Source organism: Bacillus cereus group sp. Bc061 (assembly GCF_027715825.1).
GTDB classification, from domain to species: domain Bacteria; phylum Bacillota; class Bacilli; order Bacillales; family Bacillaceae_G; genus Bacillus_A; species Bacillus_A paranthracis.
Genome location: NZ_JAQFTZ010000006.1, coordinates 23,917 through 45,793, shown reverse-complemented (window position 1 = coordinate 45,793; position 21,877 = coordinate 23,917). Strand labels below are relative to the sequence as shown.

Genomic DNA, 21,877 nt, shown 5'->3' with positions numbered 1-21,877 from the left:
ACATGAAATGGGTTTCCAAAGGGAAAAGGGGGGATTTGTATGATGGATCAAAACCAAGGATTAAAAAGGGAATTGAAAAGCAGACACATATTTATGATTGCACTTGGAGGAGTTATTGGTACCGGACTTTTTTTAGGATCGGGGTATACAATTCATGAAGCTGGACCTGGAGGAGCGATTGTAGCTTATCTTGTTGGAGGATTTGTTATGTATTTAACGATGCTCTGTCTCGGAGAATTAGCTGTTGCGATGCCTGACGCAGGATCTTATCAAACGTATGCTACAAAGCATATTTCCCCTGCAGCGGGTTATGTAGTCGGATGGATGTCGTGGCTAAACTGGTCGGCTACAATAGGTATTGAACTAATTGCAGTTAGTATTTTAATGAAACGCTGGTTTCCTGATGTACCGTCTTGGGTTTGGTGCGTAGTGTTTGCGGTACTACTTTTTGCTATTAACGCGTTATCTTCAAGAAGTTTTGCAGAAGTTGAATTTTGGTTTGCAAGTATTAAAGTCATTACAATCATTGCATTTATTATTTTGGGCGGGGCAGCGATGTTTGGTTTTCTAGATATGAAAGGAAATGAACCAGCACCAATGTTCTCTAGTTTTACTGATTATGGTGGATTGTTTCCAAATGGATTATCCGCTATTTTAATTACGATGATTGCTGTTAACTTTTCCTTCCAAGGAACAGAACTAGTCGGTATTGCAGCAGGTGAGAGTGAAAATCCAGAGAAAACAATTCCGAAGGCAATTAATAATACAGTTTGGCGTATACTCGTGTTCTTTGTATTATCTATTTTCATTCTTGCAGGATTATTCCCTTGGCAACAGGCGGGAGTAATAGAAAGTCCATTTGTAGTTGTATTTGATAAAATTGGTATTCCTTATGCAGCCGATATTATCAATTTCGTTATTATTACAGCGGTTCTATCCGTTGCGAATTCAGGATTATATGCAACTTCTCGTATGCTATGGTCTATGTCTAATCAAGGAATGATTAGTCCGATTTTTGGTAAGTTATCTAAAAATGGTGTTCCTATTTATGCATTGATTGTAAGTACAATTGTAGGTTGCCTTTCATTACTATCAGGTATTTATGCGGAAGATACAGTTTATTTATGGCTACTTTCTATTGCTGGGTTCGGAGCGATATTAGTTTGGGCATCTATTGCTCTATCTAACTTATTAGCTAGAAGGTCATATATAAAGCAGGGCGGAGATGTGAAAGACTTGAAATTTAAAACACCGCTGTATCCATTCGTTCCACTGCTTGCGTTAGTATTAAATATAACGGTAATTGTAGGTATGGCCTTTATTCCAGAACAAAGAATGGCATTGTATTGTGGAATTCCATTTATGATTGTTTGCTTACTGTTTTACCGTGCGACAAGAAATAAGGCACATAAAGTAGAACATATTGAAAAGACAGATACAACAGAAGTAGAAAGTTTATAATATTGAGTAATTTGGAGACTGTAAAATTGTAAACAGTCTCTTTTTTTGTGAAAATAAAGCTGGAAACATACTATGTATGCAAAGGGGGATTAGCGATGAATGAAGAAGTTTCACAGCTATTAGAACAGATTGATTTACGAAAAGATGAGTTACTAGAGCTTACAAAAACCTTAATTCGTTTTGAAACACCAGCACCGCCGGCGAGAAACACAAATGAGGCGCAGGAATTTGTTGCACAGTTTTTAAGAAAACGAAATTTTAGTGTTGATAAATGGGATGTATATCCGAATGATCCGAACGTTGTTGGGGTGAAAAAAGGGATAGAAAGTGACACATATAAAAGTCTTATTATTAATGGGCATATGGATGTAGCGGAAATATCAGCAGGTGAGGCGTGGGAAACGAATCCGTTTGAGCCATTTATAAAAGATGGTTGGTTAGTTGGACGTGGTGCAGCAGATATGAAAGGGGGACTGGCTGGGGCACTATTTGCTATTCAGCTATTACAAGAAGCTGGTATTGAATTACCTGGAGATCTAATCTTTCAATCCGTAATTGGGGAAGAAGTGGGAGAAGCGGGTACACTTCAATGCTGCAAAAGAGGGTATGATGCTGATTTTGCAGTCGTAGTAGATACGAGTGATTTACATATGCAAGGACAGGGCGGCGTAATTACTGGGTGGATTACTGTGAAAAGCCCGCAAACGTTTCATGATGCAACACGTAGGCAAATGATCCATGCAGGGGGTCGTTTATTCGGAGCGAGCGCGATTGAAAAAATGATGAAAATTGTGCAAAGTTTACAAGAATTAGAGCGTCACTGGGCAGTTATGAAAACATATGAAGGCTATCCATTTGGAACAACAACAATTAATCCAGCTGTTATTGAAGGCGGAAGACATGCAGCATTTATTGCGGATGAGTGCCGGTTATGGATAACAGTACACTTTTATCCGAATGAAACACATGAACAAATAATAAAAGAAATTGAAGAGTATATTGGGAAAGTGGCAGCTGCTGATCCATGGCTAACTGAAAATCCACCACATTTTAAGTGGGGCGGAGAATCAATGATTGTGGATCGTGGCGAAATTTTCCCTTCTTTAGAAATAGATAGTGAACATGCAGCTGTAAAAACGCTTAGCTTAGTACACGAATCAATTCTTTCTAAAAATGCAATTTTAGATATGTCTGCAACGGTAACGGATGGTGGTTGGTTTAGTGAATTTCATATTCCGGCCGTTATTTACGGACCAGGTACATTAGAGGAAGCTCATTCAATAAATGAGAAAGTAGAAATAGAACAGTTAATTGAATTTACAAAAGTAATAACAGCATTTATATACGAATGGTGTCATACGAAAAAAATAGATTAGTATGTTGAAATCGTACAGGTATGTATACTTGTACGATTTTTTAGTGAACTATTTCAGAGTTGGATAGAAACAACTGAAATAGTTCTTTATTTTTCTATGTCTTTCGTTTTAGCTCAATTAATTTCTCTTTCGCTAATTCAACAGCAATTGCATCATCTAAATAACCAATTGGAAAGAGATAGTCGGGAATAATATCTGTCGATAAAATGAAATACAGTAATGCGCCGCCAAGGACTGCACGCTCTTCTTTTGGAATCGTTTCATTGCAAAATTGTTGATACATATCCGTTAATTGTTCAATGAAAGGACCAGCACTATCAATTTGTTCTAACTTGCTTGCAAAACTTTCATGAATACGTTTTTCACCTTCTGTTGTTTGCGCATATCGTTCATAGTTTTCAAGTTCTTGTTTTACGCGGGTTGTTGTGTAGTCGAAATCGAATAAGTTAGAGGATTGCAGCGTTTGCTGAATTGTATCAAGAGATGTGTACATATCCGTCTTTTCTTTATTAATGTGAGGAGAATCAGGATACATTTCATCAAATAACAATTGGGGTGGAACTTGCAGACATTCTGCGAATTTTTGTAGGTGTTTTTGTTTTGGCGGTTGTTTACCATTCATAATTCTTGAGATTGTTGCGGGATCAATATTTGTAAGCATTCCGAGTTGGCGCATAGATAAGGCACGTTCTTTTAAAAGTTTTTTTATTAATCTACTAAGCCGCTCATTTGGATTTTCTTTAGGCATAGCGAAGGCACTCCTTTTATTGTTGAAAAAATGTTGAGCATTTATTACATGTATATGAAACAGACAGGCACAGTTGCTCAACATTTTCATAAGATGCATTGAAAAGTGAGAAAAAGGGGTGGCTATTTATGAGTACGGCAGGTCTATTTTCAATTTTTTTAATTGGGATTGCTTCTAATTTAGATAATGCAGGTGTTGGGATTGCATATGGCATTCGTAAAATTAGAATTTCGTGGTTCAACAATTTTATCATCGCATTTTTTGGTTTTTTATTTACTTTATTAGCTGGATTTTTTGGGAACTGGATTGCGTTATTTATTTCAGAGTTTACAGCAAACTTGATTGGAGCAATCGTTTTAGGGATAATCGGTGTGTTTATTTTGTGCCAGCCTTTCTTGGGGCAAAGAAATACCGTAGGCTCTAAAGATGGTAATGTACTTATGGGAATTTTACGTGATCCAGAAAAAGCAGATTTTGATGGTTCTAAAACGATTAGTTTTTCAGAAGCAATTGTTTTAGGGATTGCTTTGTCTATTAATAATATTGCAGGTGGATTTGATGCTGGAGTAACAAACTTGAACCTTTGGCTTACAGCAACTATTTCTGGGGTGTTTAGTTTTATTTGCATAAGTGGTTTTGCGTATGTAGGAAAACGATATTTAGCAGAATACTTAGGGAAATGGGCTACGGTTATTGCGGGCGTGTTATTAATTCTTATCGGGATAGATCAGTTGTTGTAAGGAGAGTAGAAAACAAGGTTCGAGTATTTCCTTGGAAATACAGCAAGGGATTGCATATATCGACGTACTTTTCTCCATACTAATACGGATTTCTTTTAAGAAAGGGGGATTTGTATGGGACGCGGGAAAGCATTTGATCATAAGAAAAAAGGGCATGATCACCAACCACCTAAAGGTGCGTTCATTCATAAAGATGTAAATGAACATACTTTGGAAGAGGAAGAGCTACCAGTAAATATTGAAGCGTATAAAAATAGTTTGAAAAAACATTAAAAGCACCTACATAGGTGCTTTTTTTAACGTATATCTTCAATTAATTGTTCCGATTCTTCATGCATACTGTACTCACTTAATACTTGGATACAAAGCCACTTTAATTCTTCAATTGTATGTTCAAGTTCTTCAGGAAGCACATGATGAATGTCTTCAAGTCCCATTCCGAAATGAATAAGTTCCAGTACTTGATCATCGATGTTCCGATCCATTAATAGTTCAAGTACTTCTAAATTGAATATGTATCGGTGAGCTTCATCGAGTGAAACGACTTTTAACTTCAAGCTTTCTACAATACTCAATATAAAAAGAAGAATTGTTTTTTCAAGAACAGGTTGTTTTCCCATTTGAAATATTAGTTTCATCTTTCACACCTCCACATATAGCGCTAGGTTGTACTATATTATTCAAGAGGGGGGAGCAAATATGCATGATATAGAGAAACTTTCAGCACGGTTTTTGTACGGGCGTGGATAGTTGATACAGTTAAGGTTTTTATGAAATGAAAAAATCCTGCTAGTATAGCAGGATAGCTCTCAATTAAAAAATACTCCAACCTTCTTGGGCAGAAAGAAGTTCAAGAATTTTAAAGCCAGCGATACTATTTCCGTTTGCATCTAAAGCTGGTCCGAAAATACCAATGCCCATTTCGCCTTTTACACAGCCGAAAATGCCACCAGCTACACCACTTTTTGCGGGAATACCAACACGAATCGCAAATTCACCAGACTCGTTATACATACCGCATGTAACCATAAATGTTTTACAAATCTTTGTAATATGCTTAGGGATAATTTGTTTTTCCTTATATGGATCATATCCATCCATCGCAAAAATTAAACCGATACGCGCTAAATCGATACAGTTTACCTCAACTGCACATTGACGAGTGTATAAATCCATCAGTTCTTCGATATCACAATCAATAATTCCGTTTTGTTTCATATAGTAACAAAGTGAACGATTTAAGTAAGCTGTCTCTAATTCTGAATTGGCAACTTTAGAAGAATAATTAATAGTAGGATTATCTGTTATTTCACGTACGAAATGAAGAATGCGATCCATTTTTTCTTCATTATCTTTTCCTGCTAACATGCTTGTAATGGCTAGTGCCCCTGCATTAATCATTGGATTAAGTGGTTTAGAAGGACTTGTCGTTTCTAATTTAATAATAGAATTAAATGGATCACCGGTTGGTTCCATTCCAACTTTAGAAAATACATATTCTTCACCACGATCTAAAAGGGCAAGTGCAAGTGTAATTACTTTTGAAATACTTTGAAGAGTGAATAGTGTTTGTGAGTTGCCAGCATGGATGTATTCTGTTTCTTTATGAAAAATGGCAATCCCTAAATCATCTGGATTGGCATTTCCTAGTTCGGGGATATAAGTAGCAAGCTTTCCTTTTTTCGTATATGGTTTTACTTGTTCTAACAACTGTTGTAAGTTGTTTGTTTCAATGCACTGCATAGTACCAACGCTCCTATTTCGAATTAACTAAGTTTACTTTTCCCGATATGCTCGGAAATAAATAATAACATGAAAAAGTGGAATGATAAAACGAAAGTTGCATGTTCTATAGAGGGTCTTTCGTTTTGAATATTCTGTAGTGAAAAAGGAGAAATTTCCTTTTATATAACAGTTTGGAAATAGGAGATTTATCCATAAAAAATTCAAAAATAAAAACTACACATCTATACAACTATATGTTATTATGGTTATGTAAATAGAAAGCGTTTTCTAAGGCGTACTTATAATGATAACGATTTCATAAATTTGATAGGGGGAATTAAAATGTTGCAGTTTCTACAACGTATTGGTAAAGCGTTAATGCTTCCAATTGCCGTACTACCAGCAGCAGGATTATTGCTTCGTTTAGGACAAGAAGACGTATTTAACATTCCTGTTATGGCACAGGCCGGTGCAGCAATTTTTGATAATTTAGCACTTATTTTTGCAATTGGTGTTGCAATCGGTTTGTCTGTTGACGGTAGTGGAGCAGCTGGACTTGCCGGAGCAATCGGATATCTTGTTTTACAAAATACAACGAATGCTCTAAGTAAGACGTATTCAGCAGCAGAGTTAAATGATAAATTAAAAAGTGTTCAAGATTTAGTCGGTTCAGTAGATCCAACTAAATTAGCAGATACAATGACAAAGGTTTCAAAAGCAGCGGCGTTAACGCCAAAAATAAACATGGCCATACTCGGTGGTATTATTGCAGGGGTTGTTGCGGGATTATTATACAACAAATTCCATAAGATTAAACTACCAGAATGGTTAGGATTCTTTGCAGGAAAACGCTTCGTACCAATCATTACTTCAATCGTAATGTTACTTTTAGGATTGGTATTCGGTCAAATTTGGCCAACAATTCAAAGTGGTATTGATGCAGTGGCACATGGTATCGTGAACTTAGGTTCAATTGGTGCTGGTTTATTTGGATTATTAAACCGTTTATTAATTCCAATTGGTTTACACCACGTAATGAACACATACTTCTGGTTCGTACTTGGTGACTTTACAAATGCAGCAGGCGATATCGTTCATGGTGATATTGCACGTTTCTTTGCAAAAGATCCATCAGCAGGTATGTTTATGACTGGTTTCTTCCCAGTTATGATGTTCGGTTTACCAGCAGCATGTTTCGCAATGATTGCAGCTGCTAAACCAGAAAAACGTAAAATGGTTACAGGTATGTTAGGTGGTCTAGCATTAACTTCATTCTTAACTGGTATTACAGAGCCAATTGAATTCTCATTCATGTTCTTATCACCAGTACTATATGGAATTCATGCTGTATTAACAGGTCTGTCTCTATTCATTACAACAACACTTGGCATTCATGATGGTTTCTCATTTAGTGCCGGGGCAATCGATTACGTCTTAAACTTCGGTATTGCAACAAAACCATTGTTACTAGCAGGAATCGGTTTAATTTACGCAGCAATTTACTTTGTAGTATTCTACTTCTTAATTAAGAAGTTCGACTTAAAAACTCCTGGTCGTGAAGATGAAGAGGAAATGGCTGAAGGCGAAGAAGCTCCAGTTGCAGGTTCAATTGGTGAAACTTACGTAGCAGCTTTAGGTGGAAAAGAAAACTTAACAGTTATTGATAACTGTGCAACACGTCTACGCTTACAAGTGAAAGATGCTGGTCAAGTAAACGAAGCAGCATTAAAACGTGCTGGTGCAAAAGGTGTTATGAAATTAAGTAACACGAGTGTCCAAGTTATCGTAGGTACAAATGTTGAATCTGTTGCCGATGATATGAAAAAACACGTATAAATAATTAGATAAGAGGATATCCAAAAAGATTGATAACATCAGTTTTTAGAGGATATCCTCTTTTTTTATGTTAAAAATTTAACGGGAATCTTACTTTTGTAAATTTTCTTTTTCTTTTTTATACATATAGGTTGGTAATATGTGCAGTGCGTGATAAAGTAGGGATGACATAGAATGGATTATCCATAATCTACTAAAATAAATCTTTAGTAGAGAGATTAAATTATTGGTGAATAAGGGGAAAAAAGTAATCATGGATCACGAAAAAAATAATGCGAATGGGAAATCACGTCGGCCGATTGTATACATAAAAAGAACAATCATTCTCGTCTTACTATTTTCACTTGTATATTTCATGTATACAAAAATTATTGCGCATAATAAGAAAGAAGAAACTTTAAAAGCAGCAGCAGAAATGAAGAAACAAGAAGAGCTAAAAAAGAAAGAAGAAAAAAAGAAGCAAGAAGCAAAAAAACAAATAGAGCAGGAAGAACAAGTGAAGCAAGCACAAGCTGCAGAACAGCCTGCTGAGGGACCACCTCAAGAAATTAATGAAAACGCTCAATTAGATCAATATTTGCAAAAAACAGGATTTAGCGGGACAGCGGTTATTGTGAAGAACGGAAAGGTTCTTTTGAATAAAGGATACGGTATGGCGAATAAAGAGAAACAAGTACCGAATAATTCAGAGACAACTTTTTATATTGGTTCTATTTCAAAGGCTTTTGTAGCGACTGCTATTATGCAATTAAAAGATCAAAATAAATTAAACGTAGAAGATACGATTGCGAAGTATATTCCAGATTTCCCTCAAGGTAATGGCATTCAGTTAAAACATTTACTAACACATACATCAGGAATTCCAGAGTACGAGCAGGGAACAGAGGATATCTCTCATGAAGAATTGATAAAACGAATAGGAAAGCAAAAGCGTATTGGAAGTCCAGGAGAGAAATGGAAGTATTCCGATTCTAACTATTCGATACTTGCCTATATTGCTGAGAAGGTAAGCGGACAACCGTTAGAAGAGTATATTAAACAACATGTTTTTGCTACTGCTGGTATGAAACATTCTGGTTTTGGTAGAGAGCTAGAACAAACGAGATTTCCATCGACAGGTTATAAAATAGTAAATAACAATATGACAACACCTAATATTCCAAGTATGTCACAACTTTATGGTTGTGGTGATATATATACAAGTGCCCATGATTTATATTTATTTAATGAAGCGCTCTTCTCTGGAAAGTTGATTTCAAAAGAAAGCTACGATCAAATGTTTACAGGTGGAAAAAAAGATTACGGGTTTGGATGGTACGTAGACCCGGGAAGTTATTCGAATCACGGTGTAATGCCAGGCTGGAACTGTTTAAATGGATTTAGTAAAAATGGTAGTGTGTATGTTGTTTTATTATCTAACATTCAAAACAACATTAAATCTTTTGGTAAAGTGAATAATGACATTTATACGATGTTACGAAATATTGAAGTGTAAGAGACTATCCTTTTGGGTAGTTTTTTTTATTGAGGAAGTGTATGTGCAATGAGATAATGAAATAAATGGAAAAGGGGGAGGGGTATGAGTATACATAAGCATCATGAACGTAATGCAAAGCGCATCTTTTTTTTATCTGTTATTGTATGGATTATCGTCGCAATTGGATTAGTGATGGAATATAAAAAAGGGATGCTATTCACTTCGGAGAAAGAAAATCTGAAATTAATAGGTGTTGTACTACCGGCATTTGGATTATTAATATATAGCTTTATAGAAAAACGAAGATCAAAAATGCTCAAACAGGAACATTATAATATAGAGACCTCTGAATTATTGGAGCAACAAAAATTTGTCGTTCGCAAAGAGGTAGGAGTATTTCAAGTAATTACATACTTTGGATTAGATGGAAATACAGTAGGATTTTTAAAAGAAGAGTATGATTTTGTTATTCAAAGTGTATGGCAAGCTGTACTCTCTTTTCTTTTTAAGGGACTACATAAGCAACAATTTTATTTATATAATCAATCGGGAGAAAGATTATTGCGTGTTCAAAAGAAGATGGGAGTACGCAACTTTTATATTTTTTCTAATGTAGATGGAGAGAAATTAGGAGAGTTGAAACAAGTACTAAGTTTAAAAAAGTGGGAATGGATCTTTCTAGGATCGGATGGTAAGGAATTTGGTAAAGTGACTGGGGACTTTTCAGCAACAATGCAGAAAATAGAATGGCGAGATGGAACGCATATTGATGTGAAAGAAGATGGTATTCCGTTAGAAGCTGTTAAGTATTTCTCGGCAAGCGGTGGTTCACTTGTTACAGCTTCTATAAGTGAACGGGCAGAATTACCACGAGCGATTTATTACAGTGTCTCTGCGATAGTTACAATTAAAAATTAAGAGGTAAAAAAGATAGATGGAATGCCATCTATCTTTTTTATTGTTAGAACATATTGTTTCGTTGAAAAATGTATGTCTTACCTATCACAAAAAGAGTCTGCTTTGTATACATTAAGATGTATGGATATATTTTTATAATTTAAAAATAATAGGAGGAGAAGTGTATGTGTTTATTCGGTAAGTATTGGAAAAAGTTATCGAGATTGTTTAATAGACAATTAGATTATTTTTTAGATAATAAGTTATTGCCTGCTATGGAACGACTTTTGTTTTCGCAAAACTTCGCGAGGTTTATCCAAAGAAACTCCAAGCAAGCTACGGAAGAATTTATTGAATCAAGTAGATTTCAATCTATTATTTGTAACATTTTAAAAGAATGTAATACATCACCTTTTAAAGAAATTGCAGAGCAGTATTTAGGTAAAAATGTAGAAATTACGGTGACAGTTGGACAGTTAACAGGTGTAATTGTAGCAGTTGGTGATGATTTCTTAACACTGCAAGAAGGAATAGGAACAGAAGTTTTATTACCATTTACAAGTATTATATCAATTAAAGAAGCGTAAGAAAGGAGACTTATATATGTTATTTACTGAAGAATTACGTAATCATGTTGGTGAGCTAGTGCAAGTTGTGACAGCGGCCGAAATTGTTGCAGGTATTCTGTTATCTGTGACAGACGGGGCAGTAAGTGTTCGTACTTCTCCTTCTTATGGACCACCGGAAGATGTAGTTGTACGTATTCCTATCATTTCTTATGTTCGCTTGGAAGGGTAAGCGTGGTACAAGTATGAGGGTATCAGTTATTATTCCAGTGCATAATGAAGCGAGTACTTTATCACAAGTTTTAGTAGAAGTGGAGAAATTGAAACCATATGAAATTATCGTAGTAGATAATGGATCGACAGACGGAACAAAAGAAATAGCCTTACAACATCATTGCCATGTCATTTATTATAAATATTCTCTTGGTAATGATGTTGGACGGGCAATTGGTGCAAGAGAAGCGAAAGGCGACATTGTTTTGTTTTTAGACGGTGATATCGTCATTGATAATAAAGAGCTACAACGTTTTATAAAAGGCATTCAGCAAGGTCACCAAATTGTTGTGAATAATTTAACATGGTCTGTTTATTTAAAGATGAGACCGCATTATACGACAGTTGGCAAATTTATGTTGAATCGTTATTTGAATAAAAAAGAGCTTGTTGTTGGATCTTTAATCGCAATTCCGCATGCAATGAGTAGGGAAGTTATTCAAAAGTTTGGTTGGTGGAATTTAGCGGATCCAGCACTATTTCAAGCGATAGCGATGTCTAGAGGAGTAGATATTGTTGATATGGCTTCTGTCGATGTCATTCATACAAATAAAGTGCGTCCCGGTCATACTGGTACATCACCTGGCTCTCCTTATCCGAAAGCGACTAGTCGTATTATGGGGGATCATTTACGTGCTTTGCAATACGTAATCGAAATATATGGTAAGCGTGGTGGTTTTTCGGAAGGAAATAGGGATAGAGAGTTTATAGGAAAGTATAAACCAGTTTTATTACAAAAGAAAAAAGCGAAATATAGTGCAATTATCCCAGTATCAGAAGAAAAGATGACTATAAGATCTGTTATACAAGAAGTGAAAAAATCAGGTGTAGATGAAATTATAGTTGTTGCGAATGGAGCGGACGTTGAGACAGTTAAACAAGCAAAGCTAGAGAATGTCATTGTTATTGAATTTGAGGAAGCGCTTGGACATAATGTAGCCCGAGCGATAGGAGCTATGCATGCTACGGCCGATATTTGTTTATTTGTCGATGGTGATTTTGTTATTCCAGGGGAAAAACTAATTCCATTTTTACATGCTATCGAAGATGGAAATGATGTGGCATTGAATGATTTACAGTGTTTATTAGATATTTTTCATCCGGCAGACCCAATTAGCATGGGAAAATATTTTGTGAATTTGGTAGCGAAACGACCAGATTTATGGAATAACTCATTAACGGCAGTACCACATGCTATGCATAAAAAGGTAATAGAGAAAATCGGATATGATTCTCTTATCATTCCACCACTCGCTCAAATGAAAGCTATTTTGGAGGGATTTTCTATTACAGCGGTAGACTTTGTAGATGTCATAAAAACAAATCGAGTACGCCCAGAGCAACATGGATTTGTAAATGGGCGTATTCCAGCATTTGATCGTATTTTCGGTGATCAACTTGAGGCGATTGCATATTTATTGCAATCCACAGACGAGCGCGGGGGTTTTACAGATGGAGAGCGGAATAGAAATATCATTCAACAATTGAGAAAGGAAGAAGAGAATACAGATGAATGTTAGTAGTACAGTTGCCATTATCGGATTAGGATATGTTGGTCTTCCTTTGGCAGTTCATTTTGCAGAGAGAGGACATACAGTGCTTGGATTAGATAAAGATACTAGAAAAATAGAATCAATTATACAGGGAGAAAGTTATATTCCAGATGTTTCTTCTAAATTGTTACAGAGTTTATTGACTAGAAAAAAATTAATAGTCAATACACCGGATCAAGGTATTGCTGATTTTCAAAATAGTGATTATGTTATTGTCACTGTCCCAACTCCAATTAATGAACAAAGAGAACCGGACTTAAGTGCCCTCATTTCAGCTTCGCATTATATACAACAAAACCTTCAAAAAGGACAAACCTTCATTTTCGAAAGTTCCACATATCCAGGTACGCTCGAGGAAGTTATTATTCCGATTATTTCTCAAACAGGAAAAAAGGTAGGAGAAGATTTCTATATTGGGTATTCTCCTGAGAGAATTGACCCAGCTAATAGTCAATATTCAGTTCAAACGATTCCAAAAGTCATTAGTGGACAAACAGAAATGTGTAAACAAAAAGTACAGGCTTTGTATAGCACTATATTTGATGTAGTTGTTCCAGTTAGCTCTCCAAAAGTAGCAGAAATGTGTAAGCTATTTGAAAATATTCAGCGCTTAGTCAATATTTCATTAGTAAATGAGTTAAATACACTATGTGAAAGTTTAGGAATTGATTTTTATGAGGCACTTGAAGCGGCATCTACAAAACCATTTGGATTTACGCCGTATTGGCCAGGACCAGGGATAGGGGGACACTGTATTCCGGTAGATCCTTTATATTTCCAGTGGAGAATAAAAAAGAATGGAGCAATTAGTCAATTAATTGAGGCGGCACATGTAATTAATGAGGAAATGCCAGAGAAAGTGGTCCGGAAAGTAAAAGGTGTGGTGCAATCACCTGCAACGGTTTTAATTGTAGGGATTGCATATAAAAAAGATGTAAATGACTTAAGAGAATCGCCAGCGTTGCCAATTATTGAATTGTTAATAAAAGCAGGATATGAGATAGCGTATCACGATCCATATATTTCTTCTGCAAAATTTGGAGATAAGGTGTATCAATCTGTTTCTTTGGATGAACAAGTCGTTAAACAAGCGGATTGTATTTTAATTTTAACAGACCACTCTAATATCGATTGGAAGGTTTTTAAAGGGATAAAGCAAGTCGTAGATACACGTGGAATTATAAAGAAGGTGAGTGTATGAGTAAGAAATGTTTAATCACAGGTGGAGCAGGATTTATTGGATCGCATTTAGCTGAAGAGCTGGTGAAAAGAGGTTATGATGTCACTATCGTTGATAACTTCTATAAAGGGAAAAATAAATATCATGATGAGTTAATGAAAGAAATTCGGGTTATTCCAATAAGTGTTTTAGATAAAAATTCTATTTATGAATTAGTAAATCAACATGATGTAGTGTTTCATTTAGCAGCAATTTTAGGTGTGAAAACGACAATGGAAAAGAGCATAGAGCTTATTGAAACGAATTTTGATGGAACGAGAAACATTTTACAAGCAGCGCTAAAAGGAAAGAAGAAAGTAGTTTTTGCGTCTACTTCAGAAGTATATGGTAAGGCAAAGCCACCCTTTTCTGAAGAAGGAGATCGATTATACGGTGCAACCTCTAAAATACGTTGGAGTTATGCAATTTGTAAAACGTTAGAAGAAACATTATGTTTAGGATACGCTTTAGAAGGTTTACCTGTAACGATTGTTCGTTATTTTAATATTTATGGTCCAAGAGCGAAAGATGGTCCGTATGCAGGGGTAATCCCACGATTTATCCGCGCAGCACTGCGAGGAGAAGACATTCTCGTATATGGAGATGGAAAGCAGACACGTTGTTTTACGTATGTAAGTGATGCGGTAGAGGCAACGATTCGAGCAATGGATGAGAAGGTAAATGGTGAGATTATTAATATAGGTTCTGAGAATGAAAAGAGTATAAAAGAAGTAGCAGCAGTAATAAAAAAATTAACGAATTCTTCTTCAAAAATTGTTCAAGTTCCTTTCGAAGAGGTATATCCACATGGCTTTGAAGAAATTCCAAATAGAAGGCCAGATGTAACGAAATTAAGAGAACTTGTTCAATTTCAAGCGAAAGTAACGTGGGAACAAGGGTTGAAAGAAACTATTAAATGGTTTCGTGAAGAAAACAATGGCTAAGTCACTATCGATTATTATACCTGTATGTAATGAAGTGGATACGATTTCAGACGTTATTCAATCGGCAAAAGGATTAAATCCAGTAGAGATTATTGTAGTAGCAAACGGTTGTAACGATGGTACAGAAGAGGTTGCTGATCGTTTAGGGTGTAAAGTAATCAAGTATACAGAGCTACTGGGGAATGATGTGGGCCGTGCAGTTGGCGCAAAACACGCGATAGGTGATGTATTACTATTTATAGATGGAGATTTTGTTATTCAAACTTCAAAGTTACAATTATTCCTAAATCCAATTTTACATGATCAGGCCGACATCGTTTTAAATAATTTGGATGCGTTATTTTTAAAGAAACAAAAACCGCACTCAGTGACAGTGTGGCGCCAAATATTAAATGCAATGTTAGAGAGTGAGGAGTTAAAAATTGACTCTTTATTATCTGTACCTCATGCGTTGACGAAAGAAGTTGTTCAAAGCATTGGGTATGAATGTTTTGTTAATCCTATTGTCGCTCATTTACGTCTTGTTCAAAGCAAATGGAGAATTAGTCGACATTGTGCAATTGACGTTATTACACCAAATAAATTTCGGCCGACCGAGCATGCTGCGTATGGCACGGGTCTTTCTCATTCTGAAAAACGGATGATAGGTGACCATATAGAAGCTGTAGCGGAGCGAATAGTAGGTAGCGATGAGCGCGGAGGGTATTATGATGGAAATAGGAAAAGAGATAGTGTCTATCATACTTTAGATTTTGAAGATTTTTATCAAGGATGGGGCGTTACATCGAATTTGTATAAGGGAAAGCAATTATCGGTCATTATTCCTGTACAAGATGAAGAGAAAACAATTGGAAACGTTATAGAAGAACTTCGCAAAATTGAACCTTTTGAAATTATCGTTGTTGTAAATGGTTCGTCTGATCAAACAGCAACGATTGCAAAAGAAAAGGGAGCAACGACAATCGTATATAAAGAAGCACTCGGAAATGATGTGGGGCGCTCACTTGGAACGTATTTCGCAAAAGGAGAAATTGTATTATTTATAGACGGCGATTTTGTTATTCCAGCGAGTGAGTTATATCCTTTTGCGAAAGCTATTGCAGATGGAACAGATGTTGCATTAAATGATCTAAATCATTATTTAGATTTAAGAGTACCGCTTCATCTTGTAACTGCATTTAAATATGCATTAAATTTAGCTTGTGATAGAAAAGATCTAGGCGTAGGCTCTCTTATTGCTGTACCGAATGCATTTAGTCGTAAGTGTTTGAAAGAAATTGGATATAGATCTTTACTGGCACCGTGTGTAGCTCAAGTGAAAGCTATTCTTTCAGGATTTGAAGTTGCATGTGTAAGTCGTGTTGAAGTCGATAAGATGAACCGTATTCGACCCAGTGAACATTTTGCTAAAATAGGTCATCCACCAGCTGTACTTCGAATTATTGGTGATCATATAGAAGGGTTAGAGCAATTAATTGCATTAACAGGCAGTCGTGGTGGATTCCATGATGGAAATAGAAAAAGAGATATTTTATAGGTAACAAAAAAGTGTACAACATATGTACACTTTTTTGTTCTGTTATAAAAACTATAACAGATTAGGAGATAAGAGTATTACAGCTCTACAATGGGTATTGTTTTTATATTACAAAATAGGACTCGTATATAAGAATACCAAAAAAATACAATTAAGGAAAGGGTTAATTTTAAAGACTTTAAAATGAAGTTAACACTATGTATATAGTAGTTTGCTCAACATTTCACAAACATGTCACAACTATTTCGTTCACTTTCGTAAAAAAGTAGTATTCTAAGTGTGTAAGCTGTTATATAAAAAATCTTAGTCCTGTACTAATCAAAAATGGAGGAGATTAGGATGACTCAAGTATTAGAAAATGTTAAAAATGCATGGGAAAACTTTAAAGGTGAAAAATGGAAAGCAGAGATTGATGTTCGCGATTTCATTTTAAATAATGTAAACGTTTACGAGGGAGATGAATCTTTCTTAGCGGGAGCAACTGAAGCAACGAAACAACTTTGGGATCAAGTAATGGATTTAACAACGAAAGAACGTGAAAACGGTGGCGTTCTTGATATGGATACAAAAATTGTTTCTTCTATTACATCACATGAACCAGGATATTTAAATAAAGAGACTGAAAAAGTAGTCGGTTTCCAAACTGATAAACCATTTAAACGTTCTTTACAACCGTATGGTGGTATTCGTATGGCGGAACAAGCTTGTGAATCTTATGGATACGAAATGGATAAAGAGCTTAGTCGTATTTTTAGAGATTGGAGAAAAACTCATAACCAAGGTGTATTTGATGCTTATACACCAGAAATGAGAGCTGCTCGTAAATCAGGTGTTATTACGGGTCTTCCGGATGCATACGGACGTGGACGTATTATCGGTGACTACCGCCGCGTAGCATTATATGGAGTAGATCATTTAATTGAAGCGAAGAAAGCAGATTTAAATTTAACTGGCGGTGTAATGAGTGAAGATACAATGCGTTTACGCGAAGAGTTATCTGAACAAATACGTGCACTTCAAGAGTTAAAACAAATGGCTGCTTCTCATGGCTTTGATATTTCTAAGCCAGCAACAACTGCTCAAGAAGCATTCCAATGGTTATACTTCGCATATCTTGCAGCAATTAAAGAGCAAAACGGAGCTGCAATGAGTCTTGGACGTACTTCTACATTCTTAGATATTTATATTGAAAGAGATTTAGCAAATGGTACTTTAACAGAAGAAGACGTACAAGAAATTGTGGATCACTTCATTATGAAATTACGTCTTGTGAAATTTGCAAGAACACCTGATTATAATGAATTATTCTCTGGTGACCCAACTTGGGTAACTGAGTCTATCGGCGGTATGGCATTAGATGGCCGTCCATTAGTAACAAAGAACTCATTCCGTTTCTTGCATACACTAGATAATTTAGGACCAGCTCCAGAACCAAACTTAACAGTTCTTTGGTCTAAACAATTACCACAGAACTTTAAAAACTACTGTGCGAAAATGTCTATTAAAACATCAGCAATTCAATATGAAAATGATGACATTATGCGTGCTGACTACGGCGATGACTACGGGATTGCTTGTTGTGTATCTGCAATGAGAATCGGTAAACAAATGCAGTTCTTCGGTGCACGTGCAAACTTAGCAAAAGCATTGCTATATGCGATTAACGGTGGTAAAGATGAAAAATCTAAAGCACAAGTTGGTCCTGAGTACGCACCGATTACTTCTGAAGTATTAGATTATGAAGAAGTTATGCATAAGTTTGATATGACAATGGAATGGTTAGCGGGTCTATATTTAAACACATTAAATGTTATTCACTACATGCACGATAAATATAGCTATGAACGTATTGAAATGGCACTTCACGATACAAATGTTCTTCGTACAATGGCAACAGGTATCGCGGGTCTATCTGTAGTAGCAGACTCTTTAAGTGCAATTAAATACGCAAAAGTAAAACCAATTCGCGATGAAAACGGAATTGCAGTTGACTTTGAAATTGAAGGAGATTTCCCTAAATACGGTAACAATGATGACCGTGTAGATGAAATTGCTGTAAATCTTGTGAAAACATTTATGAATAAACTTCGTAAACATAAAACATATAGAAATTCTGTTCATACAATGTCAATCTTAACAATCACATCTAACGTTGTATACGGTAAGAAAACTGGTAACACTCCAGATGGTCGCCGTACTGGAGAACCATTTGCACCAGGTGCGAACCCGATGCATGGACGTGATACAAAAGGTGCGTTAGCTTCATTATTATCTGTAGCTAAATTACCATATGAAGATGCACAAGATGGCATTTCTAATACATTCTCTATTATTCCAAAAGCACTTGGTAAAGAGGATGAAGTACAAGTACGTAACTTAGTATCAATGCTTGATGGTTATGCAGTAAAAGAAGGACATCACTTAAATATTAACGTATTTAACCGTGAAACATTAATGGATGCAATGGAACATCCTGAGAAATATCCACAATTAACAATTCGCGTATCTGGTTACGCTGTAAACTTTATTAAATTAACTCGTGAACAACAAATCGATGTAATTAACCGTACAATGCATGAAAGCATGTAAATGAAAAAAGTGTCCCTCTGCATTTTATAAATAGCAGAGGGAGGCTGTTTCAATAAAGGAGGAAGTAACATGGTAAAAGGAAGAATTCATTCTGTAGAGTCTTGTGGTACTGTTGATGGCCCAGGAATTCGTTATGTCATATTTACACAAGGGTGTTTATTACGTTGTCAATATTGTCATAATGCTGATACGTGGGAGATCGGTAAAGGAAAAGAAATAACAGTCGAAGAAGTAATGCAGGATGTGACATGTTACCTTCCTTTTATTGAAGCTTCCGGAGGCGGTATAACAGTTAGTGGTGGGGAACCATTATTACAACTAGATTTCTTAATTGAATTATTTAAGAAATGTAAGGAAATTGGAATTCATACAACAATTGACTCTTCGGGTGGTTGTTATTCTGAAGAACCAGAATTCCAAAATAAGCTAGATATTTTAATGGAGTACACAGATTTAGTTTTATTGGATTTGAAACATATTGATTCAAAGAAACATCGTAAATTAACAGGAAAACCAAATGAACATATTTTACAATTTGCTCGTTATTTATCGGATAAAAATAAACCGATTTGGGTACGACACGTATTAGTTCCTGGTATTACTGATAATGAGGAGGATCTACAAAAACTATCTAGTTTTATTCAAAGTCTGTCTAATGTTCAGAAAGTTGAAGTGCTACCATACCATAAGCTTGGTGTATATAAATGGGAGGCACTTGGGCATAAGTATCCACTCGCAAATGTAGAACCGCCTACTGAAAAAAATGTAGAAGAAGCAAGACATATTTTACAAGCAGTCTAATCCAAATGTTGGGTTAGGCTTTTTGCTTTCTTTACAATAAAACCTAGAGTATATATGGAGAAAAGAGTATACTGAAAATAGAATATCCATATTTTTGTAAGGAATAAGTGGAGAAATTTACATAATTGTAAAGGGAAATCAAAATAGTAAAAAGAATTAAGAAGTAAAAGAGTGAGTATCATGGAATAGAGAACATTTGTAAGTTATTGCGAAAGCTCTTATAGGAAAGTATAATGTAAAGATATGAGCACAGATAGGATTAAGGGGTCAATCTTATATGCTTTGCATATCCACGACAGGTACATAGCTGAAAGAGAAATATTAGAGTCTGTTTATGTAATTTTTAAGGAAAATGTTTTTCCTATTGTCGTATATGCAATATGGAGAAACAATAAGCTAGGAGTGGATTTGTTTGATAAAAAACCCCAAGGTTTTAATATTAACTGCACATTACGGAAACGGTCATGTGCAAGTAGCGAAAACATTAGAACAAACATTTCGCCAAAAAGGAATTAAAGATGTAATTGTATGCGATTTGTTCGGAGAATCACATCCGGTTATAACCGATATTACAAAATATTTATATTTAAAAAGTTATACAATAGGAAAAGAATTGTACCGCTTGTTTTATTATGGCGTGGAAAAAATTTATGATAAAAAAATAGCATCTTGGTATGCTAATTTTGGAAGAAAACGTTTGAAATTACTTTTACAAGCGGAGAAACCGGATATTGTTATTAATACGTTTCCGATTATAGCTGTACCAGAATTAAAAAAGCAAACAGGTATTTCAATTCCTGTGTATAATGTATTAACGGATTTCTGTGTGCACAAAATATGGATTCATCGGGAAGTAGATCGTTATTTTGTAGCAACTGATCACGTAAAAGAAGTTATGGTTGATATTGGTGTGCCTGCGGAGCAAATTGTTGAAACTGGAATTCCGATTCGTAGTAGTTTTGAGTTAAAGATCAATTCAGATATTATATATAATAAATATCAGTTATGTAAGAATAAAAAGATTTTACTAATTGTAGCAGGTGCTCATGGAGTATTAGGAAGTGTAAAAGAACTATGCCAATCATTTATGTCAGTACCTGATTTACAAGTAGTTGTTGTTTGTGGGAAAAATGAAGCGTTAAAACAGGATTTGTTAGGGTTACAGGAAAAAAATCCTGATGCATTAAAAGTATTTGGTTATGTAGAAAATATTGATGAACTATTCCGTGTTACTTCTTGTATGATTACAAAGCCAGGCGGTATTACGTTAAGTGAAGCGGCAGCATTGCAAGTACCTGTCATTTTATATAAGCCTGTTCCAGGACAAGAAAATGAAAATGCGATGTACTTTGAAAGAAAAGGGGCTGCAGTTGTCATTCGTGATGATAGTGAGGTTTTTGCAAAAACAGAGGCGTTATTACAAGATGATATGAGGCTTCTTCAAATGAAAGAAGCGATGAAAAGCATTTATCGTCCAGAGCCAGCTGATCATATTGTGGATACAATTTTGGCAGAAAATCATGTAAAGCCGAATCATATACCTATTAAATCACCTGCTCTTGCACAATCATTTACTTAATATGAAACCCTCTTTTGTATGTTTAAAGAGGGTTCTTTATTGTTCTCTAAGATAAAGACTTATCCACATGAAGATTGCGTTTTCATTAAACAGTAAAGTCGGAATATTAACAACTATATCCACATTATCCACAATTTTTAGAAAAATATCCACAATTCTAACATTTAATGTACGTTGCAATATATAAACTTGTGAAAGGTTTGTTGAATTTATGCACAATTCCATAAATTATGTGGATAACGTTATCCACATAAAAAAAGGTTCCTTATTTATAAGGAACCTTTTTTCTACTCTATCACGTAGAAAAAATATGTAATGAGAATGAATAATTAGGGGGGAGAACTTCTAATTATTCATTCTCACTTTAAATACTTTTCGAGCGATAACCCGCTGCGCGATCTGCTTTACGAAATTCTCGTTGGTAGAGAACTTCTTGTGTACTAGATAACGCGTTTTTTGTTTTGTCACGTTTCTTTTTATCCATTACAAATCACCTCGTGTCCGAAAGTTACTATCTATCGTTTCCAAAGACATGGGGTGATATACGTATATATCA

General features: G+C 35.4%; 20 protein-coding genes. 16 read left to right on the top strand and 4 right to left on the bottom strand.

Going from position 1 to position 21,877, the window contains the following annotated elements; all coding sequences use genetic code 11:
- Nucleotides 1-39: 39 nt before the first annotated feature.
- Nucleotides 40-1,461, top strand: a complete 1,422-nt coding sequence (locus tag PDQ40_RS19365) for an amino acid permease (protein ID WP_000969259.1) — start codon at nucleotides 40-42, stop codon at nucleotides 1,459-1,461.
- Nucleotides 1,462-1,556: 95 nt separating this feature from the next.
- Nucleotides 1,557-2,837 (top strand): acetylornithine deacetylase, encoded by a 1,281-nt coding sequence (locus PDQ40_RS19360; RefSeq protein ID WP_001001582.1) that lies wholly within the window; start codon nucleotides 1,557-1,559, stop codon nucleotides 2,835-2,837.
- A 94-nt stretch (nucleotides 2,838-2,931) separates the two neighbouring features.
- On the opposite strand, the gene PDQ40_RS19355 is transcribed toward PDQ40_RS19360, so the two are convergent.
- Nucleotides 2,932-3,585: a helix-turn-helix domain-containing protein gene (locus PDQ40_RS19355; protein WP_001123717.1), complete on the bottom strand. Its 654-nt coding sequence runs from the start codon at nucleotides 3,583-3,585 to the stop codon at nucleotides 2,932-2,934.
- 128 nt (nucleotides 3,586-3,713) lie between these two features.
- Here PDQ40_RS19355 and PDQ40_RS19350 point away from each other — a divergent pair, with 128 nt between their 5' ends.
- Nucleotides 3,714-4,325: a manganese efflux pump gene (locus PDQ40_RS19350; RefSeq protein ID WP_000100725.1), complete on the top strand. Its 612-nt coding sequence runs from the start codon at nucleotides 3,714-3,716 to the stop codon at nucleotides 4,323-4,325.
- Between the two features lie 114 nt (nucleotides 4,326-4,439).
- On the top strand, nucleotides 4,440-4,598 hold the full coding sequence (locus PDQ40_RS19345; RefSeq protein ID WP_000532409.1) for a hypothetical protein: 159 nt from the start codon (nucleotides 4,440-4,442) through the stop codon (nucleotides 4,596-4,598).
- A 23-nt stretch (nucleotides 4,599-4,621) separates the two neighbouring features.
- Here PDQ40_RS19345 and PDQ40_RS19340 read toward each other — a convergent pair whose 3' ends face one another.
- Nucleotides 4,622-4,963, bottom strand: coding sequence for a DUF3969 family protein (locus PDQ40_RS19340; protein ID WP_000766603.1), 342 nt, complete (start codon nucleotides 4,961-4,963; stop codon nucleotides 4,622-4,624).
- Between the two features lie 175 nt (nucleotides 4,964-5,138).
- Nucleotides 5,139-6,068, bottom strand: coding sequence for a glutaminase A (glsA, locus tag PDQ40_RS19335; RefSeq protein WP_001149849.1), 930 nt, complete (start codon nucleotides 6,066-6,068; stop codon nucleotides 5,139-5,141).
- 324 nt (nucleotides 6,069-6,392) lie between these two features.
- On the opposite strand from glsA, the gene nagE reads away from it, so the two are divergent.
- The 12 genes from nagE (at nucleotide 6,393) to PDQ40_RS19275 (ending at nucleotide 21,321) form a co-directional block, all read left to right on the top strand.
- Complete coding sequence (gene nagE, locus PDQ40_RS19330; protein WP_000938883.1) at nucleotides 6,393-7,886, top strand: N-acetylglucosamine-specific PTS transporter subunit IIBC; 1,494 nt, start codon at nucleotides 6,393-6,395, stop codon at nucleotides 7,884-7,886.
- Between the two features lie 253 nt (nucleotides 7,887-8,139).
- Complete coding sequence (locus PDQ40_RS19325) at nucleotides 8,140-9,381, top strand: serine hydrolase domain-containing protein (RefSeq protein ID WP_000349472.1); 1,242 nt, start codon at nucleotides 8,140-8,142, stop codon at nucleotides 9,379-9,381.
- Between the two features lie 84 nt (nucleotides 9,382-9,465).
- Entirely contained in the window at nucleotides 9,466-10,281 is an 816-nt protein-coding gene (locus PDQ40_RS19320) for a hypothetical protein (RefSeq protein ID WP_000022142.1), read from the top strand.
- Between the two features lie 164 nt (nucleotides 10,282-10,445).
- Nucleotides 10,446-10,847 carry a hypothetical protein gene (locus tag PDQ40_RS19315; RefSeq protein WP_000335513.1) on the top strand — a complete coding sequence of 134 codons (402 nt, stop codon included), beginning with the start codon at nucleotides 10,446-10,448 and terminating at the stop codon, nucleotides 10,845-10,847.
- A gap of 16 nt (nucleotides 10,848-10,863) precedes the next feature.
- Nucleotides 10,864-11,058 carry a hypothetical protein gene (locus PDQ40_RS19310; RefSeq protein WP_000899480.1) on the top strand — a complete coding sequence of 65 codons (195 nt, stop codon included), beginning with the start codon at nucleotides 10,864-10,866 and terminating at the stop codon, nucleotides 11,056-11,058.
- Nucleotides 11,039-12,619 (top strand): glycosyltransferase family 2 protein, encoded by a 1,581-nt coding sequence (locus PDQ40_RS19305; protein WP_000458461.1) that lies wholly within the window; start codon nucleotides 11,039-11,041, stop codon nucleotides 12,617-12,619. Before PDQ40_RS19310 ends, PDQ40_RS19305 begins: the two co-directional genes overlap by 20 nt.
- Complete coding sequence (locus PDQ40_RS19300; protein ID WP_001103215.1) at nucleotides 12,609-13,853, top strand: nucleotide sugar dehydrogenase; 1,245 nt, start codon at nucleotides 12,609-12,611, stop codon at nucleotides 13,851-13,853. The genes PDQ40_RS19305 and PDQ40_RS19300 overlap by 11 nt, the downstream gene beginning before the upstream one ends.
- Entirely contained in the window at nucleotides 13,850-14,815 is a 966-nt protein-coding gene (locus tag PDQ40_RS19295; RefSeq protein WP_000037033.1) for an NAD-dependent epimerase/dehydratase family protein, read from the top strand. Before PDQ40_RS19300 ends, PDQ40_RS19295 begins: the two co-directional genes overlap by 4 nt.
- Nucleotides 14,808-16,352 (top strand): glycosyltransferase family 2 protein, encoded by a 1,545-nt coding sequence (locus tag PDQ40_RS19290; protein WP_001129992.1) that lies wholly within the window; start codon nucleotides 14,808-14,810, stop codon nucleotides 16,350-16,352. Before PDQ40_RS19295 ends, PDQ40_RS19290 begins: the two co-directional genes overlap by 8 nt.
- A 339-nt stretch (nucleotides 16,353-16,691) precedes the next feature.
- On the top strand, nucleotides 16,692-18,941 hold the full coding sequence (pflB, locus tag PDQ40_RS19285) for a formate C-acetyltransferase (RefSeq protein WP_000195487.1): 2,250 nt from the start codon (nucleotides 16,692-16,694) through the stop codon (nucleotides 18,939-18,941).
- 69 nt (nucleotides 18,942-19,010) lie between these two features.
- The gene (gene pflA, locus PDQ40_RS19280; protein ID WP_000238472.1) at nucleotides 19,011-19,742 is read left to right on the top strand and encodes a pyruvate formate-lyase-activating protein; all 732 of its coding nucleotides are present in this window, start codon (nucleotides 19,011-19,013) and stop codon (nucleotides 19,740-19,742) included.
- Between the two features lie 412 nt (nucleotides 19,743-20,154).
- Nucleotides 20,155-21,321, top strand: coding sequence for a diglucosyl diacylglycerol synthase (locus PDQ40_RS19275; RefSeq protein ID WP_000594703.1), 1,167 nt, complete (start codon nucleotides 20,155-20,157; stop codon nucleotides 21,319-21,321).
- Between the two features lie 364 nt (nucleotides 21,322-21,685).
- Here PDQ40_RS19275 and PDQ40_RS19270 read toward each other — a convergent pair whose 3' ends face one another.
- Nucleotides 21,686-21,805, bottom strand: coding sequence for a YfhE family protein (locus PDQ40_RS19270; protein WP_000358485.1), 120 nt, complete (start codon nucleotides 21,803-21,805; stop codon nucleotides 21,686-21,688).
- Nucleotides 21,806-21,877: the final 72 nt, after the last annotated feature.

Excerpts from the sequence above, each read along its gene's own strand:
- PDQ40_RS19365 (WP_000969259.1), top strand. The coding sequence starts at position 40 with ATGATGGATCAAAACCAAGGATTAAAAAGGGAATTGAAAAGCAGACAC.
- PDQ40_RS19360 (WP_001001582.1), top strand. The coding sequence starts at position 1,557 with ATGAATGAAGAAGTTTCACAGCTATTAGAACAGATTGATTTACGAAAA.
- PDQ40_RS19355 (WP_001123717.1), bottom strand. The coding sequence starts at position 3,585 with ATGCCTAAAGAAAATCCAAATGAGCGGCTTAGTAGATTAATAAAAAAA.
- PDQ40_RS19350 (WP_000100725.1), top strand. The coding sequence starts at position 3,714 with ATGAGTACGGCAGGTCTATTTTCAATTTTTTTAATTGGGATTGCTTCT.
- PDQ40_RS19345 (WP_000532409.1), top strand. The coding sequence starts at position 4,440 with ATGGGACGCGGGAAAGCATTTGATCATAAGAAAAAAGGGCATGATCAC.
- PDQ40_RS19340 (WP_000766603.1), bottom strand. The coding sequence starts at position 4,963 with ATGAAACTAATATTTCAAATGGGAAAACAACCTGTTCTTGAAAAAACA.
- glsA (WP_001149849.1), bottom strand. The coding sequence starts at position 6,068 with ATGCAGTGCATTGAAACAAACAACTTACAACAGTTGTTAGAACAAGTA.
- nagE (WP_000938883.1), top strand. The coding sequence starts at position 6,393 with ATGTTGCAGTTTCTACAACGTATTGGTAAAGCGTTAATGCTTCCAATT.
- PDQ40_RS19325 (WP_000349472.1), top strand. The coding sequence starts at position 8,140 with ATGGATCACGAAAAAAATAATGCGAATGGGAAATCACGTCGGCCGATT.
- PDQ40_RS19320 (WP_000022142.1), top strand. The coding sequence starts at position 9,466 with ATGAGTATACATAAGCATCATGAACGTAATGCAAAGCGCATCTTTTTT.
- PDQ40_RS19315 (WP_000335513.1), top strand. The coding sequence starts at position 10,446 with ATGTGTTTATTCGGTAAGTATTGGAAAAAGTTATCGAGATTGTTTAAT.
- PDQ40_RS19310 (WP_000899480.1), top strand. The coding sequence starts at position 10,864 with ATGTTATTTACTGAAGAATTACGTAATCATGTTGGTGAGCTAGTGCAA.
- PDQ40_RS19305 (WP_000458461.1), top strand. The coding sequence starts at position 11,039 with ATGTTCGCTTGGAAGGGTAAGCGTGGTACAAGTATGAGGGTATCAGTT.
- PDQ40_RS19300 (WP_001103215.1), top strand. The coding sequence starts at position 12,609 with ATGAATGTTAGTAGTACAGTTGCCATTATCGGATTAGGATATGTTGGT.
- PDQ40_RS19295 (WP_000037033.1), top strand. The coding sequence starts at position 13,850 with ATGAGTAAGAAATGTTTAATCACAGGTGGAGCAGGATTTATTGGATCG.
- PDQ40_RS19290 (WP_001129992.1), top strand. The coding sequence starts at position 14,808 with ATGGCTAAGTCACTATCGATTATTATACCTGTATGTAATGAAGTGGAT.
- pflB (WP_000195487.1), top strand. The coding sequence starts at position 16,692 with ATGACTCAAGTATTAGAAAATGTTAAAAATGCATGGGAAAACTTTAAA.
- pflA (WP_000238472.1), top strand. The coding sequence starts at position 19,011 with ATGGTAAAAGGAAGAATTCATTCTGTAGAGTCTTGTGGTACTGTTGAT.
- PDQ40_RS19270 (WP_000358485.1), bottom strand. The coding sequence starts at position 21,805 with ATGGATAAAAAGAAACGTGACAAAACAAAAAACGCGTTATCTAGTACA.